This window comes from Glutamicibacter sp. AOP12-B1-11 (assembly GCF_052379245.1).
In the GTDB taxonomy this organism is placed as follows: Bacteria; Actinomycetota; Actinomycetes; order Actinomycetales; family Micrococcaceae; genus Glutamicibacter.
In genome coordinates this window covers 58,092-73,015 of sequence record NZ_JBQSYL010000005.1, presented here as the reverse complement: position 1 = coordinate 73,015, position 14,924 = coordinate 58,092, and the positions used below count along the sequence as shown (strand labels likewise).

At 60.8% G+C, this 14,924-nt stretch carries 15 protein-coding genes; 5 read left to right on the top strand and 10 right to left on the bottom strand.

Annotated features, from left to right (window positions below; all coding sequences use genetic code 11):
* Positions 1 to 170: 170 nt before the first annotated feature.
* Positions 171 to 350 carry a hypothetical protein gene (locus ACT3UQ_RS04200; RefSeq protein WP_444636527.1) on the bottom strand — a complete coding sequence of 60 codons (180 nt, stop codon included), beginning with the start codon at positions 348 to 350 and terminating at the stop codon, positions 171 to 173.
* 137 nt (positions 351 to 487) lie between these two features.
* Here ACT3UQ_RS04200 and ACT3UQ_RS04195 point away from each other — a divergent pair, with 137 nt between their 5' ends.
* The gene (locus tag ACT3UQ_RS04195) at positions 488 to 955 is read left to right on the top strand and encodes a mycothiol transferase (RefSeq protein WP_444636526.1); all 468 of its coding nucleotides are present in this window, start codon (positions 488 to 490) and stop codon (positions 953 to 955) included.
* A gap of 121 nt (positions 956 to 1,076) precedes the next feature.
* Here ACT3UQ_RS04195 and ACT3UQ_RS04190 read toward each other — a convergent pair whose 3' ends face one another.
* From ACT3UQ_RS04190 to ACT3UQ_RS04170, 5 genes are all read right to left on the bottom strand, one after another.
* Positions 1,077 to 1,346, bottom strand: a complete 270-nt coding sequence (locus ACT3UQ_RS04190; protein ID WP_146114017.1) for a hypothetical protein — start codon at positions 1,344 to 1,346, stop codon at positions 1,077 to 1,079.
* Between the two features lie 427 nt (positions 1,347 to 1,773).
* On the bottom strand, positions 1,774 to 3,282 hold the full coding sequence (gene gatB, locus ACT3UQ_RS04185; protein ID WP_444636525.1) for an Asp-tRNA(Asn)/Glu-tRNA(Gln) amidotransferase subunit GatB: 1,509 nt from the start codon (positions 3,280 to 3,282) through the stop codon (positions 1,774 to 1,776).
* A 9-nt stretch (positions 3,283 to 3,291) separates the two neighbouring features.
* Positions 3,292 to 4,845 (bottom strand): Asp-tRNA(Asn)/Glu-tRNA(Gln) amidotransferase subunit GatA, encoded by a 1,554-nt coding sequence (gene gatA / locus ACT3UQ_RS04180; protein WP_444636524.1) that lies wholly within the window; start codon positions 4,843 to 4,845, stop codon positions 3,292 to 3,294.
* Positions 4,835 to 5,131 carry an Asp-tRNA(Asn)/Glu-tRNA(Gln) amidotransferase subunit GatC gene (gene gatC, locus ACT3UQ_RS04175; RefSeq protein WP_096287501.1) on the bottom strand — a complete coding sequence of 99 codons (297 nt, stop codon included), beginning with the start codon at positions 5,129 to 5,131 and terminating at the stop codon, positions 4,835 to 4,837. Before gatC ends, gatA begins: the two co-directional genes overlap by 11 nt.
* Positions 5,132 to 5,217: 86 nt before the next feature.
* Positions 5,218 to 5,844: a maltokinase N-terminal cap-like domain-containing protein gene (locus ACT3UQ_RS04170; RefSeq protein WP_105719015.1), complete on the bottom strand. Its 627-nt coding sequence runs from the start codon at positions 5,842 to 5,844 to the stop codon at positions 5,218 to 5,220.
* A gap of 54 nt (positions 5,845 to 5,898) precedes the next feature.
* On the opposite strand from ACT3UQ_RS04170, the gene ACT3UQ_RS04165 reads away from it, so the two are divergent.
* Positions 5,899 to 6,501, top strand: coding sequence for a GNAT family N-acetyltransferase (locus ACT3UQ_RS04165; protein ID WP_181148482.1), 603 nt, complete (start codon positions 5,899 to 5,901; stop codon positions 6,499 to 6,501).
* Positions 6,502 to 6,514: 13 nt separating this feature from the next.
* Here ACT3UQ_RS04165 and ACT3UQ_RS04160 read toward each other — a convergent pair whose 3' ends face one another.
* Positions 6,515 to 8,428 carry a penicillin-binding transpeptidase domain-containing protein gene (locus ACT3UQ_RS04160; protein WP_105569886.1) on the bottom strand — a complete coding sequence of 638 codons (1,914 nt, stop codon included), beginning with the start codon at positions 8,426 to 8,428 and terminating at the stop codon, positions 6,515 to 6,517.
* Positions 8,429 to 8,500: 72 nt separating this feature from the next.
* Positions 8,501 to 9,037 (bottom strand): GNAT family N-acetyltransferase, encoded by a 537-nt coding sequence (locus tag ACT3UQ_RS04155; protein ID WP_105569885.1) that lies wholly within the window; start codon positions 9,035 to 9,037, stop codon positions 8,501 to 8,503.
* A gap of 566 nt (positions 9,038 to 9,603) precedes the next feature.
* Here ACT3UQ_RS04155 and ACT3UQ_RS04150 point away from each other — a divergent pair.
* The 3 genes from ACT3UQ_RS04150 to ACT3UQ_RS04140 all read left to right on the top strand — a co-directional run bounded on the left by ACT3UQ_RS04150 (position 9,604) and on the right by ACT3UQ_RS04140 (position 11,691).
* A complete protein-coding gene (locus tag ACT3UQ_RS04150; RefSeq protein WP_105553931.1) occupies positions 9,604 to 10,410 on the top strand; it encodes a glucosamine-6-phosphate deaminase in 807 nt (268 codons plus the stop codon).
* An 83-nt stretch (positions 10,411 to 10,493) separates the two neighbouring features.
* Complete coding sequence (locus ACT3UQ_RS04145; protein ID WP_444636523.1) at positions 10,494 to 10,901, top strand: SRPBCC family protein; 408 nt, start codon at positions 10,494 to 10,496, stop codon at positions 10,899 to 10,901.
* A gap of 277 nt (positions 10,902 to 11,178) precedes the next feature.
* A complete protein-coding gene (locus ACT3UQ_RS04140) occupies positions 11,179 to 11,691 on the top strand; it encodes a hypothetical protein (RefSeq protein ID WP_146112477.1) in 513 nt (170 codons plus the stop codon).
* A 106-nt stretch (positions 11,692 to 11,797) separates the two neighbouring features.
* Here ACT3UQ_RS04140 and ACT3UQ_RS04135 read toward each other — a convergent pair whose 3' ends face one another.
* Positions 11,798 to 12,595: an inositol monophosphatase family protein gene (locus tag ACT3UQ_RS04135; protein ID WP_444636522.1), complete on the bottom strand. Its 798-nt coding sequence runs from the start codon at positions 12,593 to 12,595 to the stop codon at positions 11,798 to 11,800.
* Positions 12,596 to 14,839 (bottom strand): NAD-dependent DNA ligase LigA, encoded by a 2,244-nt coding sequence (gene ligA, locus ACT3UQ_RS04130; RefSeq protein ID WP_105553814.1) that lies wholly within the window; start codon positions 14,837 to 14,839, stop codon positions 12,596 to 12,598.
* Between the last annotated feature and the right edge of the window lie 85 nt (positions 14,840 to 14,924).

Sequence of the window (14,924 nt, the reverse complement as noted above, 5' to 3'; positions counted from 1 at the left end):
CCTTGCCATCGACCAAACGCGTTGACTCATCATAAGTACACAAGAAAAGAGGCGTTTTTGGGAACGAAGGCGGAGGTTCAAAGCTTAGAACCCACCAGCAAACATGGGGTTGCTGCGTCCGAGTGCGCGCCCAATTACTTGGCCAGCAAAAAGCTCGGCGAGACGTTGTTTTACTTTAATCCACCGTTGCTGTTCCGGCTGCTGCGGGTACGTGCATTCTGGGACTCCCAGGCTACGAGTCCGCCGGCCGAGGGAAGCAGAAGCAATGCGGGCAACCACTGCCAGATGATCAACAGCACCATCGCCAGGAGGAGCATCGCCAACGCGGCGATTCGCGGCCAAGCACTCATGATTCGCCTACTCTCTAGAAAACGCCCAGGGTCATTGAAGTCGTTGTTCGAGGCAGTCTACCTTCGATGCATCGTGGGTTATAGGTACCGGCGCTAGAGCATCAAGTTGCTGACCTCGGGCAGGCTAGAATCACTGCATGCGCAGCCACTCACCAAGCGAACAGATCCTCGTCCAGCTGCTCCTGGAAAAGTTCGATCAGATTATCGAAATTATCGCCCAGTTGCCGGAGGAACTGCCCAATACCCGCCCGGGGAGTCCCGGCGGCAACTCACCCATCCAGCTCTTGGTGCACTGCTGCGGGATGATGCGCCGCTGGTCTTCAACGGTGAATCTAGGGGTAGCGATTCCCCGCGATCGAGCGGCCGAATTCACCGCGACCCTCCCCACCGTGCAAGCACTGGCCCATGCTGCCGCAGTGCGTGCAGAATTCGCCGCCGACTTGGCGCAGACCGAGATGCAAGCCAGTCCGGCTTCGTTGCCAGCTGGCCGCGAGGACGAATACTTCGCACAAACCTGCCAGGGGGTTCTGCTGCACGTATTGGAAGAGTTCTGCCAGCATCTAGGACACCTCGAGATCACCCGGGACCTGCTGCTCGCCGGTTGACGCTGAGCCTCCGGCAAGTCTCCTTCACGCCCTTGCCCCGCGCGTTCGAACACTGGACTTTAACTCCACCGACTGCATAATTCCATGGAATATAGCCTTGCACCGCACGTTCAGAGGGATTTTAATCATCCAAATTGACGATAGCCATGGCCGCCAAAGCAACGTATTGTGAAGATGGTAGTTCTAATAGGAACCAGTCAGTTTGAACTTGGATTGAACTACCTGACATGCACAGAAGGGCTTCGTGAGTCGCATGCTTGCTTGGTTTGGCTTGGACGGAAAAGCCAAAAACGAATCGGAACCACCAGGCGATGGCGTGAGCGAAAAAACTAAATGGGGGTCCCTGCTCCTCTGCCTCGCTTTGGCATTTGCGGTTTTTGCCGTGGCTCATTGGCTACTTGGCGGCGCTTCAGGCTTTGCATCCTATGTGCCCGGAATATGCGCCGCAGGCACCCTTCTCATTGGTTCGCTCATTTCCGAACACTCCCTAGCCCGCGGCGAAGGCCATTCCCCGGACCCCCACTCGCGCAAGAACTAAATCCCATAACCTCAATCGCGCGTCCCGCGCGTTGGCTGCATCCTGAGGCCAAATGGCTGTCGGAGCCGGCTCCGGCAACGCGGGTGCCGGCGGGTTGAATTTCGAAGCTCTCCTCCACTATCCCGCCGCTCCTGCCCACGCTATAGGATTCGCCATTCCAAAGAACGGCACCCTCTGGTGGGCGAGCATCCGCGCTGAGTGGATTGCGGGAAAAACGTCGAACCCCGAATTCCTTCGGAAGGAATTCGGGGTTCGACGTTCGGGTAACGAAGGATGAGTCTTACAGACCCAGCTTCTCGATCACGATTTCGCGTACGCGGCCGGCATCTGCCTGTCCGCGGGTTGCCTTCATAACCGGTCCCATCAGGGCGCCGATGGCCTGCATCTTGCCGCCCTTGATCTTCTCGACCACGTCCGGCATGGCGGCCATGGCATCATCCACGGCCTTGCCCAACGCATCGTCGTCGTTGACCACGGCGAGGGAGCGCTTGGCAACGATCTCGGTTGGCTTGCCTTCACCGTCAACCACGTACTCGAGCACCAGGCGGGCGATCTTGTCATTGATCTTCTTCTCGGCGATCAGCGAGTTCAGCTCAACGATGGTCTCCGGGGTAACACCCAGATCCGCGATCTCCTTGTCCGCCGCCTTGGCCAGACGGGCAATCTCGCCCATCCACCACTTGCGGGCTACCGCGGCGGAAGTACCGGCGGCGATGGTCGCTTCGATCTCATCGAGCACCCCGGCGTTGACCACGTCGCGGAATTCCTTATCCGCATAACCCCAGTCGGCCTTCAGCCGCTTGCGGCGATCTGCCGGCGGCTCGGGAAGACGCGAACGCAGTTCCTCAACCCATTCGGCGGTGGTCACGATCGGCACCAGATCCGGCTCCGGGAAGTAGCGGTAGTCATCGGCATCCGACTTCGGGCGGCCCGAGGTGGTGCTGCGGGTGTCCTCGTGCCAGTGGCGGGTCTCCTGCACGATCTTCGCCCCGGAGTCCAGCACCGCCGCGTGGCGTTCGATCTCGAAGTGCACGGCGTGCTCCACGGCGCGCAACGAGTTCACGTTCTTGGTTTCGGTACGCGTACCGAACTTGTCCGCACCCTTGAGCATCAGCGAAACGTTCGCGTCGCAGCGCACGTTGCCGCGCTCCATCTTCGCGTCCGAAACCCCGAGGTTCTTCACGATTTCGCGCACCGCAGCCACATAGGCCTTCGCCAGCTCCGGCGCCCGCTTGCCGGCGCCCTCGATGGTCTTGGTGACGATTTCAACCAGCGGCACTCCGGCACGGTTGTAGTCCACCAGTGAGTAGTCCGCGCCCTGGATGCGTCCGGAGGCACCGCCCATGTGGGTCAGCTTTCCGGCGTCTTCCTCCATGTGGGCGCGTTCGATCTCCACGCGGAAGATCTCCCCGTCCTCCAGTTCGACATCCAGCCAGCCGTCGAAGGCGATCGGATCATCGTACTGCGAGGTCTGGAAGTTCTTCGGGGTGTCCGGGTAGAAGTAGTTCTTCCGCGCGAATCCGCAACGCTCGGCGATCTGGCAGTTCAGCGCCAGGCCGATCAGGATGGAGTACTCCACGGCGGTCTTGTTGACCACCGGCAGTACGCCAGGCAGACCCAGGTCAACCGGGGTGACGTTGGTGTTCGGGTCGTCGCCGAAGGAATTCGGGGCGTCCGAGAACATCTTGGTCTTGGTGTTCAGCTCTACGTGGACCTCGAAGCCGAGCACCGGATCATATTTCTCCAGTGCCACATCAAAGTCGACGAGTTCATCGGTGTAGTTAGACATGTGCTCCCCTTAGGCCTTTGGCGCGATCGACGCGGAATCAATGGCAGGTGCCTGCGAGATCAGGGTGTGCCCCCAGCTCTTTTCCAGCAGTGCTTCCAGTGCCGCACCTGCACGATAGACGCGAGCGTCCTCGAAGGCAGGAGCCAGGAACTGGATGCCCACCGGCAGGTCCTCGGACAGCCCGCCGGGCACGGTGATGCCCGGGATGCCGGCGAGGTTTGCCGGGATGGTGGCCACGTCGTTGAGGTACATGGCCAGCGGGTCGTTGTCGTTGGCGCCCAGCTCGAAGGCGACGGTCGGAGCGGTCGGCGAAACCAGCACGTCGGCCTGCGCGAACGCGGCGTCGAAGTCGCGCTGGATCAGCGTGCGGACCTTCTGCGCCGAACCGTAGTAGGCGTCGTAGTAGCCGGCGCTCAACGCGTAGGTGCCCAGGATGATGCGGCGCTTGACTTCGTCGCCGAAACCGGCGGCACGGGTGGCTCCCATCACGCGTTCGATGGTCAGCGCGCCGTCTTCGGGAAGCACCCGGTGCCCAAAGCGGACCCCGTCGAACTTCGCCAGGTTGGAAGAGACTTCCGAGGGCATGATCAGGTAGTAGGCACCCAGTGCGTACTTCAGGTTAGGGCAGGAAACCTCGACGATTTCCGCGCCCGCGCCCTTGAGCAGGTCGAGGGACTCCTCGAAGCGTGCCTGCACGCCGGCTTGGTAGCCCTCGCCCTGCAGCTCGGTGATCACACCGATGCGCAGACCCTTGAGATCCCCGGTGGCGCCGGATTCTGCGGCGGCCACCAGGCCCTCGAGGGTTTTTGGCAGCGAGGTGGAATCCTTCGGATCGTGCCCGCCGATCAGTTCCTGCAGGTGTGCCGAGTCGAGCACGGTACGGGAGACCGGGCCGATCTGGTCCAGCGAGGAGGCCATGGCGATCGCGCCGTAGCGCGAGACCCCGCCGTAGGTCGGCTTCACGCCCACGGTGCCGGTGACGGCGCCGGGCTGGCGGATCGAACCACCGGTGTCGGTGCCCAGAGCCAGCGGAGCCTCGAAGGAGGCTACGGCCGCGGCCGAGCCGCCGCCGGAACCGCCGGGAATACGATCCAGGTTCCACGGGTTGCGCGTCACCCCGTAGGCGGAGTGCTCGGTGGAGGAGCCCATGGCGAACTCGTCCAGGTTGGTCTTGCCCAGCATCGGAAGCTTCGCTGCGCGGATCTTCTCGATGACGGTGGCGTCATAGGGGCTCATCCATCCTTCGAGCATCTTCGATGCCGCGGTGGTCGGCTGGCCCTTGGTGACGATCAGGTCCTTGATGGCGATAGGCACGCCGGCCAGTGGGTGCAGCGCTTCGGCTTCGGCTCCGCCGGCGGCGCGGATCGCGTCCACCTCGGCGGCGACGGCGAGCGCTTCCTCGGCGTTCACATGCAGGAAGGCGTTCAGTGCACCATCAACTTCGGCGATGCGATCCAGGTGAGCCTGGACGGCGGCTACGGAAGTCACATCGCCAGCGCGCAGCTTTGCTGCCAGCTCGGTGGCGGAAAGACGAATCAGATCTGACACTAGGTTATTCACCATCCAGAATTGCCGGGACCTTGAAGCGGTTCGAGTCCGAGTCAGGCGCGTTGAGCAGAACTTCATCGATGCTCAGCGTCTGCCCCACCACGTCTTCACGCAATACGTTGGTCAACGGGATTGGGTGGCTGGTGGCTGGGATATCGGAGGAGGCGACTTCGCTGACGGATGCGATGGCATCGACGATCACGCCGAGCTCACCGGTCATCTTGTCCAGCTCTGCGCCGCTCATCTCGATGTGGGCCAATCGTGACAAGTGCACGAGGTCCTCACGGCTGATGGCAGACATATATCTCCCTAAAGTGGGCGGATGGGTTTCACAGACAAGTCTATCCCTTGCCCGCCCTCAACTAGGTCGCAAAAGTCCTTCGGACGTTATGCTGTGCGCAATACCAAACCGCTCAGCTCCTGGCCGAGCGCATTCTCCCAGAAGCCGATGACTCCCGGGGCGCTGGCCTTGCCGGCCACCGGCTTGCGGATAATGACGGCGCGCTTCCCGCTGGTCTCGCCGGTGAGCGTGATCCGTGCATCGTCGGTAAATGATTCGGTGTGGTGCTGCGGGATGGATTTGCCCGCGAGCAGTCCGCGCGCCTGGTCGTTGAAGACCGGGTCCCCGGCCGCGTCATAGACATAGCGCGGCCCCAGGATGGCGTGCTCGCTGATGCCTATCAGGTACGGCTCGCCGCCTTCGAGGGGTGCTTCTCGATAGCTCAAGGGCACATGGTAAATCACCTCGGAGGTGTCGGCATGATCCGCATAAATGCGCAGCTCCACCCCGACCTTCCCCTGGGGGTCTTCGAGCCGGAATCCGCCGATATGTTCAAGTTTCGGGACGCCCTGACCAGAATAGAAGTCCTGCTTGACCAGCCAAGCGGACACCAACTCATTTTTGGTTGGCGACATTGAGGTGTTGTAGACGATGCCCATGGGCTCAGTCTGCCAAGTCAGCGACGTGCGCACAAGAGCTTGACCCTCGTGTTGCCCGCGGCTCTCAAGGCGCATGTTATTTTTCCTGCAGAGCCCGTGCCGCCAGAGGATATCGTTAGCATGGGATCCATGACAACCGATGCTCAGTGGAACCAGGCCAGCCAAGCCCAAAGTTACGGCGCAGCCCTGTTACAGGATGAACGGGTGTGCCTGCGCGAGGTGGAGCCAGAAGACTTGGCCCAGCTGGCGGCGTGGTGGAATGACCCGCAGTGGGCGGTGCTCCAACAGAGGATCGCCAAGCCCAGGCCATCGCAGCGGGTAATGGATATGTTGGCCGTGTGGAGCGAGAACAAGCCGAACAGCGGGGACGCCGGATTCAGCATCTTCGAAAAGCCGCAGGGCAACCTCATTGGGCATGCCACGCTCGCCGGTGGCGCGCTGCCGCACCGCGCAGCGGAATTTGCCATCATGCTTGGCGGGGAGCACGTGGACCGTGGCTACGGCACCCGTGCGGTCCGGCTGATGACCGGTTACGGCTTCAACGAGATGGGGCTGAACCGCATTGGCTTAAAGGTCGCGGCGTTCAACACCCGTGCGCTGCGGGCCTATGAAAAAGCCGGCTTCAGCCTCGAAGGCCGCGAACGAGAGGTGTATTTCCACCAAGGCAAGTTTCATGACCAGCTCATCATGGGTCTCCTTGCCCGCGATTACTTCGCCACCGCGCGACCCTGAACCCCGGGCGGGCTTACTTGCCGGCGCCGGTGAGGAAATCGGCGACCAGCGGACCGGCGGTCTGCGCTCCCCCGTCGCCGTCTTCGACGAAGGCCGCCACCGCGAGGTCGCCCTGGGCGGCGATCACCCAGGCGTGCGCGTTGCGTTCCGCATCGTATTCCGCGGTGCCGCTCTTGCCAATGATCTTTGCTCCCGGTACCGACTTCAGGTCGCTCAGCGTGCCATGGTCCACGACCCCAGCCATCATTTCCTGCAGCTGTCCGGCTTCGGATTCGGTCAATTCGGTCTTCGCCTGCGCAGGTTCCTTCGGCTCGGGGTCCAGCACCAGCCGTGGTTGCACGGTGCTGCCCTGGGCGATTGATGCCATGACTGTGGCCATGCCCAGCGGGGAAGCTTCGACCACACCCTGTCCGATCATGTTGGCAGCCAGTTCGGTTCCTTCCGAGGCATCCGGAACGGAGCCGATAAATGCTTCGGCTCCGGTGCCATCCTCGGCGACAAGCCCCAGCGAGCTGGCGGCCGAGGCTACGGATTCAGCACCTAGTTCGCTGCCTGCATTGACGAATACCGTATTGCAGGATTCGGCAATGGCCTCGGCCAGCGGAATCGTGCCCACGGCACCCGAGGGGTAGCCGTCATAGTTCTTGAAGCTCTTGCCATCGACCTCGGTGCTCGCCGGGCATTGCACCTGGCTCTGCGGGGTTTCGCCCTCGCGGAGCATCGCTAAGGCGCTGATGACTTTGAAGACGGATCCTGGAGCGTACCGCCCCTTCAGCGCGGTATTCAGCCCATTGGACTCTGGCCCGGAAGCTGCCGCCAGCACCTGGCCATCGGATGGCCGGATCGCCACGATGGATGAAGCAGAATCGGATTCGGAAACCAGGGACTCTGCGACGGTCTGCAGCTTTTCATTCAGCGAAAGCTGGAGATCCTCGCCAGCCACCGGCTCGGTGCCCAGCAGTTCGGCCACCGGTTCGTGCTCCGCGTTGTACCGCGAAACCGTTACCCCGGCGGTGCCCGCCAGGGACTCGTTATAGGTGGCTTGCAGGCCGGAAAGACCAACTTGGTCACCTGCCTGTATCTTCCCTTCGGACTTTTCAATGATTTCGGCGGTCGCCTGGCCGACGCTTCCAAGGATCGGGCGGGCGAAGGCTCGTGTGGGCGCCAACGGCATCTCATCGGGTTGCCCGAGGGCTCCGGGAATCTCTGCAATCTGTTCGTCGGTCACTTCGCGGTCCGCATCATCGCGCAATACGATTGCCTGGACCCACGCCTTGGCACCGGTTTTTTCCACACGGTTCGCGAAGGAATCTTCGTCAATGCCCACGAGTTTTGCCAGGTTGCGTGAGGAGGCTTCCCACTCGCCGGATTCTGCTCGGGTCTTATCGATCCCCACGCGCACCACCGGACGGTTCTTCACCAGCGCGTTGCCGTTGCCGCCAAGGATCTGCCCGCGTGCGGCTTCGCTGAAGCGCGCATCGAGGTATTGGCCGGCTTCCAGTTCTGGTGCGAGAATCTTCGGATCAAAGCGCAGCTTCCACTGCTCGGACTCTTCATCAAATTCCATGACCGCTTGGGTGTCATAGGTCAGATCGGTATCGCTGGAGTCAACGTCCCAGGTGGTTTGCAGCGTCGCGGTGGCGGTCTTCACCCCATCTTGGGACTCTTCGTCTTCGGCGGCACCGAGCACCGTGTGGCTGCGTTTGATGTCCCCCATCGGGCCATACGCGGTTTCCAGGCTCTTCGCCGCCGCACTGGCGTCGCTTCCGGCCAGTGGCACCGCGGAGAAGTCGCCGGAGCCAAGCGCGGCGGCAAGCGCCTCGGCCGCGGGCTTCGGATCCGGTGTCGCCGCGCTGCAGGCGGTAAAAGAGCCAGCAACGAGGGCTGCAATGGACAGGGCGACTGCACTTCGGGGGAAACGACGCATGGCGCCAGTCTATGCAAATGCGAGAGCGCCAAGCCAGAAAGGCTCGCCACAAGTCAGCATTAGGCACATTCTTTAGCTTTCCAGCACTAGCGCATACACCACGAGGCGAATGTCGGTATCCGGAACCACCCAGTCTCGTTCCGGGCGGTGGGTGAAGCCTAGGGATTCATACAGCCGCCGGGCCGCACTCCAGTGGCCACCGGTGGTCAGAGACACGGCGTGCACCCCCGGTAGCTGGCGGGCATGCTCGATCGCCGCCAGCACCATGGCTCGTCCGGCGCCAGCGCGTTGCACGGTTGGATCCACGCTGAGCATCCTGATTTCGAGTTCACCTTCGAGGGCAACGTCAGCGTATTCGTTGCCCGCTTGGATCAGGGTCATCGAGGCAATGATCCGGCCGTCTTTGCGTGCCACGAAAATATCGCAGTGGGCACCGCGCTGGGCAACCTGGCGAACAAAGTGCAGGTACTCATGCTGCGGATCGTCAAAATGCCCGGCCTGCAGGTACGCATCAACGGTGAGGTCGCCGATGCGCTCGTAATCGGCTGCGCTGGCCAATTCGATGCGCAACTGGCCCTTGGCTGCTTTGCAATCATCAACTTCAGACATGGTGCCTCTAGTTTGCCATTGATATCCGGCTCGCGGTGCTGCGGCAGGGCACTTCGCCGACTATTGGGCCTGCACCGCTCGGCCGCCCGGCAATAAACGAATCGTGAAGAGTTCGCTCTGCAGCGTGAGGCCGTACCGATGCTTCTGATCGTAAATGACGAGTCATATGCCGGTTGAAGTCGACAAGGCAATTCTCCCAAGCCGGCACGGGAAACAAGCCGATTTTCGAAGCAACAATAGTTAGTTCAGCTGCCATCTCGGGCCGGCAACCAGTAAACTTACTAGCGTTGCCGCAGTTCACGCGGCAATCCTCGATATTCACACTGTGGTGAACGCCCAGCCCGAGGACTCGGCCGAGCAATCCATTCGGCGCCCAATCAGTTGTTTTTAGGATGATTTTCGGCCACGGCCGGCATTTTGGACTCCGCTCAAGGAATCGGCCACTTACTTATTGATTTTTGTGCTGCAAAGGGCATCGTGATGGTTCACATCCAACGATTAGACCTACGGCTCGCGGCCTGCCCAACTAGAAGTATTTTCCACTAACAGATCGGAGAGTGAACGACTTGCGCGTTCTCATTGGTTCTTCCGCGGAGCATGTTGCCCGTATCGCCGCAGATAACGTCCTCGCTGGACTAGCTCACCACGGCAAAGGGAAAGACCCCGTGCTCGGTGTTGCCACTGGCTCTTCGCCGCTTGGTTTGTATCGCGAGCTCAGTGCGGCAGTAGCCGAGGGACGCGCAGATTTTTCCAAGGCCCAGGGCTTCGCGCTGGACGAATACATCGGCATTCCGGACACTCATGAACTGTCCTACCGCCAGACACTCATCGCCGAGGTTTGCAACACCTTCGGCATGCCGGTCAGCGGGCTGCACACGCCTCAGGGTATGGCCGATTCCTTAGAGGAAATCGAAGCCAACGCACGCGCCTATGACCAATCGATCAAGGATTCCGGCGGCGTCCAGGTTCAGATCCTTGGAATCGGCAGCAACGGCCATATCGGCTTCAATGAACCAGGCAGCGCCTTGCGTAGCCGGACCCGGATCAAGCGTTTGGCTGCGCAGACTCGAATCGACAATGCACGGTTCTTCGACGGAATCGAGCATGTTCCAACCCATTGCGTCACCCAGGGTCTTGGCACGGTGCTGGAGGCCGGGCGGCTGGTGCTGCTGGCTACCGGTGAGTCGAAAGCAGAGGCGATCGCGTTGGCGGTGGAAGGACCGTTGTCGGCTTCGTGCCCCGGGTCCGTACTGCAGCTGCATCAGGATGCTGTGGTGGTGCTCGACGAGGCAGCCGCGGCGGGCTTGAAGAAGCGTGCCTACTATGACGATGCAGCCGAGGGAATCAGCTTGGAGAATCTCCGAGTGCACTAAGCCGGTTCAACACAGCCCTGCGAAACCTAGCTGCAATACTGGGGCGTATGGCTGTCTACTTCGAATGTGTCACTCGCACTCCAATGGATCGAACCGAACTTTTTGACCGTTCGAGGAGCATCGATTTGCACCGCGGTTCCATGGCTAACACCCAAGAACAAGCCATAGCCGGGGTGAGAAGTGGACTCATCTCGCTCGGCGAACAAGTTACCTGGAAGGCTCGACATTTCGGGCTCCCGTTTAGCCTCACGACGAAAATCACCGAGATGAAATCCGCAGAAATGTTCGTCGATGAACAGCTCCGCGGACCGTTTAAGTCTTTCCATCACGTCCACGAGTTCCATGAACTCGACGGAGAGACGCTGATGGTTGACCGGATACGTTTCGCCGCACCTTTCGGTCCCCTGGGATGGCTGGCCGAAAGGTTGGTCCTGGGTTGGTACCTGCCCCGGCTTATCCGGCAGCGCAATGATTTTCTCCTGCATGGATAGTTCTCAGCTGGCGCGGATCCTCAATGGATGGTTAATTCGCAGCCACTAGTCCGTTGGAAATTGACGCACTGCCGGTCCGGGCAGACTTTAAGTCCACTACTCGTTAAGCTTAAAGTGGTCTGAAAAGACCGAACAACTGCAGCCGTTTTGCCTGACGCACTGATCAAGGATCTTCCCTATCACCACACAAACTCAACCCCCAGCGACCAGCCATTCGCTGGCGGGCAAAATTGCGCTCGTAGTCTCGCATGTCCTCTCGCCTGTCCTGCTGGTCGGTTTGCTGTTGATCGGTACGCCCTTGCGGCACAACGGGATCTCCTGGGTTGAGGCGGTAGCCGCCACGACGTTCACCATAATTATTCCTTGGCTATTTTTGGTGCTAGCGAAGTTCCGCGGCGGCGTGAGCGATCTGCACGTCACCCAACGCAGCCAACGCCATAAGATCTTTGCCCTGACTGCGGTGTCGATCCTCTGTGGACTGGCCTTGCTCGGCTGGCTCGGGGCAAGCGCCACAATGTTTGTCGAGGTGCTGTCCATCTTGGCGGGGCTACTCACGGTGGCTTTGATCAACTTATGGTGGAAAGTCTCGGTACATCTAGCCGTGGGCTGCTACGTGGTACTTCACATCTCCGCAGGAGATGCCTTCCTCGCCCCGGCAATAATGTTCATTGCTTTGCTATCCTGGTCGCGCATCCGTAGCAGCCAGCACACCGCCTCCCAGGTGTGTGGTGGAGTCATGGTCGGCGTATTGATCAGTTATTTCAGTAGCCAGCTAGCTCTGCTCGGATAATAGTCCGCAAAACACTTCTGGCTCGGTCCGCCGTCCATTTTGTGGGCGGCGGACCGAGCCAGGTTGAGCTTGGTTGGTCGAGAGCATTGCGTTGCAAGGCGATGCGCTAGGGGTTGACCAGCTTCTCGGTATCTACAAGTCCGGCGTACTGCCATCCCGGATATCCCACGGGACGACCCACCGGGGTGCCCGTTTCCTCGGCAATCAAAGCGCCGGCCGCCCAATCGTATTCCTGAGTGCCAAATTCGGCGTACGCGTCGAGTGAGCCTTCGGCGACCAAACACAGATCCAGTGCTGCCGAGCCGATTCGACGGATATTCACAAAATCAGGCAGAAGCTCCTCCAAGACCCCGAGTTGGAAGCCGCGGCGTTGCGCGTCATAGCCGAAACCGGTGCCCAACAACTTGGCGTCGGATTCAACCGGCCCGGCGAGCTTGGCGATCTTCTTGGTACGCAAATCATGCTTCCAAGCTCCCAGTCCACGGCCGGCGAAGTATTCGACTTGCAAGGCCGGGGCGACAATGGCCGCCGCCAACCACAAATCGGTTCCGTCCTCCTGCTTCTGGCACACGCCCACCGATGAGCAGTAGTAGGCGATGTTGCGAACAAAGTTCGTGGTGCCATCGAGCGGGTCGATGCTCCAGCGGTAGCCGCTGGGATTGCTCGGCTTCCGACTCGGATACTCTTCGCCGGTCAGTTCGTCATTAGGTCGCGTGGTGATGATCGTGGCACGAATGGCTTCCTCGGCGGCCCGGTCAAAGTCGGTGACCCAGTCTCCCGCCGCAGATTTCTCGTCAACGTTGAACCTTTCCACGTCACGCTTGGAGAGCACCTCGGCGCCGGCCGCCGCGGCGCGGCGTGCTACGAGCACCAGCGGGTCGTGTGCGGCCTTGTTGTTTTCCACTTAGACTCCTTGATTTGCTGTCAATGCAACTTCGCGTGCCGCGTCGGGGCCCTGCTCGAGCAGTACTACAAACCCTGCTTCGTCCAATACCGGCACCCCGAGCGACTGCGCCTTATCCAGCTTTGACCCGGCGGCTTCGCCGGCTACGAGGAAGTCGGTCTTTTTGGACACGCTTCCGGTGGCCTTGCCGCCGCGGATGATAATGCCTTCCTTAGCGGTGTCCCGGGAGAAATTCTCCAAAGTACCGGTGACCACAATGGCCAGGCCTTCTAGGTGCTTGAGGACGTTTTCATCTTGTTCGTCATGCATCTTCACCCCGGCGGCCTGCCAACTGGCGACGATGTCACGGTGCCAGTCAACCTTGAACCAGTCCACCAGCGCCTCGGCGATAATCGAACCCACCGAGTCAATCTGGCTCAGTTCCTCCACCGCGTTAGCTGAATCGAGGGCCGCTAGCACCGCGTCCATGGATCCATAGCGGGTAGCGATCGCACGCGAAGCATTGGGACCCACATGACGGATCGACAAAGCGACCAGTACGCGCCAGAGCGGGTTGCTCTTGGCTTTTTCCAGCTCGTCAAAGAGCTTCTCGGTGCCTTTCGTGGCAACCGACGGCTTTTTGGCGGTGGGCTTGGTGAAGAAGTACGGCACCAGTTCAAATTCCCCGGTGCCTTCTCCCTTGGCGCGCTTCTCCCGCCACACCTTGACCTCGGAAAGCTGTTCAAGCTTGTCCTTCAGGTCAAAAAGCTCGGCCTCATTGCGCAGCGGGCCGGGGCCCGCCGGGAGGATGACACCGCCCTGGGTGGCTGGGTCTTCTCCGGGGCCGCTGGTCAAGGCCGCGGCTGCCTCGTAGCCCAGTGCCTCGATGTCCAGGGCGCTGCGCCCGCCTAGGTAGGCAACGCGTTCGGTGAGCTGAGCCGGGCACGATTCGGCGTTGAGGCAACGGATATCCACGTCGCCTTCCTTGGCCGGAGCCAGCGGCTGGCCACAGGATGGGCATTCGGTGGGCATCACGAAGTCCCGCAAGCCCTCATTGCCTTCGCGCAAGGCGAGGACCGGGCCGACGATCTCCGGGATCACGTCTCCGGCTTTGCGCAAGATGACCGTGTCACCGATCTGCACATTTTTTGCCTTGACCACTTCCTGGTTATGCAAGGTTGCCCGGGCAACAGTGGATCCGGCCACGAGTACCGGTTCCATGACGCCGAAGGGGGTCACCCGTCCGGTGCGTCCTACCTGCACCTGGATGTCGAGCAGTTTGGTGTGGACCTCTTCGGGCGGGTATTTATAGGCCACAGCCCAGCGTGGGACGCGGGAGGTATAACCGAGCTGTTCCTGGGTGGCCAGGTCATCGACCTTGATGACAATGCCGTCGATATCGTGGATCAGCTCATGGCGCTTTTCGCCATTCTCGGCGATGTAGTCCGTAACCTCGGCACGCGAGGTAACAACGCGGCCATAAGGCGAGACCGGAAGGCCCCAACCGCGCATTAGTTCATAGGCCTCGGACTGGTGGGTCATCGAGAAGTCCCGACTGCGTCCGAGCCCATGCACAAACATCCGCAACGGACGCTTGGCGGTCTGCTGCGGGTCTTTTTGCCGAAGCGAGCCCGCGGCGGCATTGCGTGGATTCGCCAACGGTGCTTTTCCTTCGGCGATCAGCATCTCGTTGTAGGCGTTGAAGTCCTTGGTGGCAATGTAAACCTCACCGCGCACCTCGAATTCTTGCGGGTAGCCGGACCCGGAGAGTTCTTGCGGGATATCGGAGATGGTCAGCGCGTTGTGCGTGACGTCTTCCCCGGTGGTTCCATCCCCGCGGGTCACCGCGCGCACGAGCTTGCCGTCCCGATAGGTCAGGTTCAGCGCCAATCCATCTATTTTGACTTCGCACAGCCAGCTAACCGGAGATTCGGGACGTAGCTTCGTGGCATTCGCTTGGGCTCGTTCGAGCCAGACATCCAGCTCTTCAAGCGTGAAAACATCTTCCAGCGAGTACATGCGGCTTGCATGCTTGACCGGCGCAAAGGCGCTGCTGACTTCGCCGCCCACCTCAAGTGTGGGTGAATCCTGCCCCATGAGTATTGGGTATTGGCTCTCCACCAGCTGCAGTTCGTGGAATAGCGCGTCGTAGTCCGCGTCGGGGACCAGCGGAGCGTCCTGCTGGTAGTAAGCCTCGCGATGTGCGCGTATCTGTTCCACCAGAGTCTCATAGCGTTCCCGAACGCTATCCGGTGGGGTCATCATTGAGTCTGCTGGTGTTACTGGATTTTCACTCACGTATCCAATTGTGCCCCACCCGGCCGACGCTTTGGCCTCTAGCACGCCCGGT

Coding starts and splice junctions, on each gene's coding strand:
- ACT3UQ_RS04200 (WP_444636527.1), bottom strand. CDS start 350: ATGAGTGCTTGGCCGCGAATCGCCGCGTTGGCGATGCTCCTCCTGGCG.
- gatC (WP_096287501.1), bottom strand. CDS start 5,131: ATGTCTGCCATCAGCCGTGAGGACCTCGTGCACTTGTCACGATTGGCC.
- ACT3UQ_RS04155 (WP_105569885.1), bottom strand. CDS start 9,037: ATGTCTGAAGTTGATGATTGCAAAGCAGCCAAGGGCCAGTTGCGCATC.
- ACT3UQ_RS04145 (WP_444636523.1), top strand. CDS start 10,494: ATGGATCGAACCGAACTTTTTGACCGTTCGAGGAGCATCGATTTGCAC.
- ACT3UQ_RS04160 (WP_105569886.1), bottom strand. CDS start 8,428: ATGCGTCGTTTCCCCCGAAGTGCAGTCGCCCTGTCCATTGCAGCCCTC.
- gatA (WP_444636524.1), bottom strand. CDS start 4,845: ATGGTGAATAACCTAGTGTCAGATCTGATTCGTCTTTCCGCCACCGAG.
- ligA (WP_105553814.1), bottom strand. CDS start 14,839: ATGATGACCCCACCGGATAGCGTTCGGGAACGCTATGAGACTCTGGTG.
- gatB (WP_444636525.1), bottom strand. CDS start 3,282: ATGTCTAACTACACCGATGAACTCGTCGACTTTGATGTGGCACTGGAG.
- ACT3UQ_RS04190 (WP_146114017.1), bottom strand. CDS start 1,346: ATGAGCCACGGCAAAAACCGCAAATGCCAAAGCGAGGCAGAGGAGCAG.
- ACT3UQ_RS04170 (WP_105719015.1), bottom strand. CDS start 5,844: ATGCGCCTTGAGAGCCGCGGGCAACACGAGGGTCAAGCTCTTGTGCGC.
- ACT3UQ_RS04165 (WP_181148482.1), top strand. CDS start 5,899: ATGACAACCGATGCTCAGTGGAACCAGGCCAGCCAAGCCCAAAGTTAC.
- ACT3UQ_RS04195 (WP_444636526.1), top strand. CDS start 488: ATGCGCAGCCACTCACCAAGCGAACAGATCCTCGTCCAGCTGCTCCTG.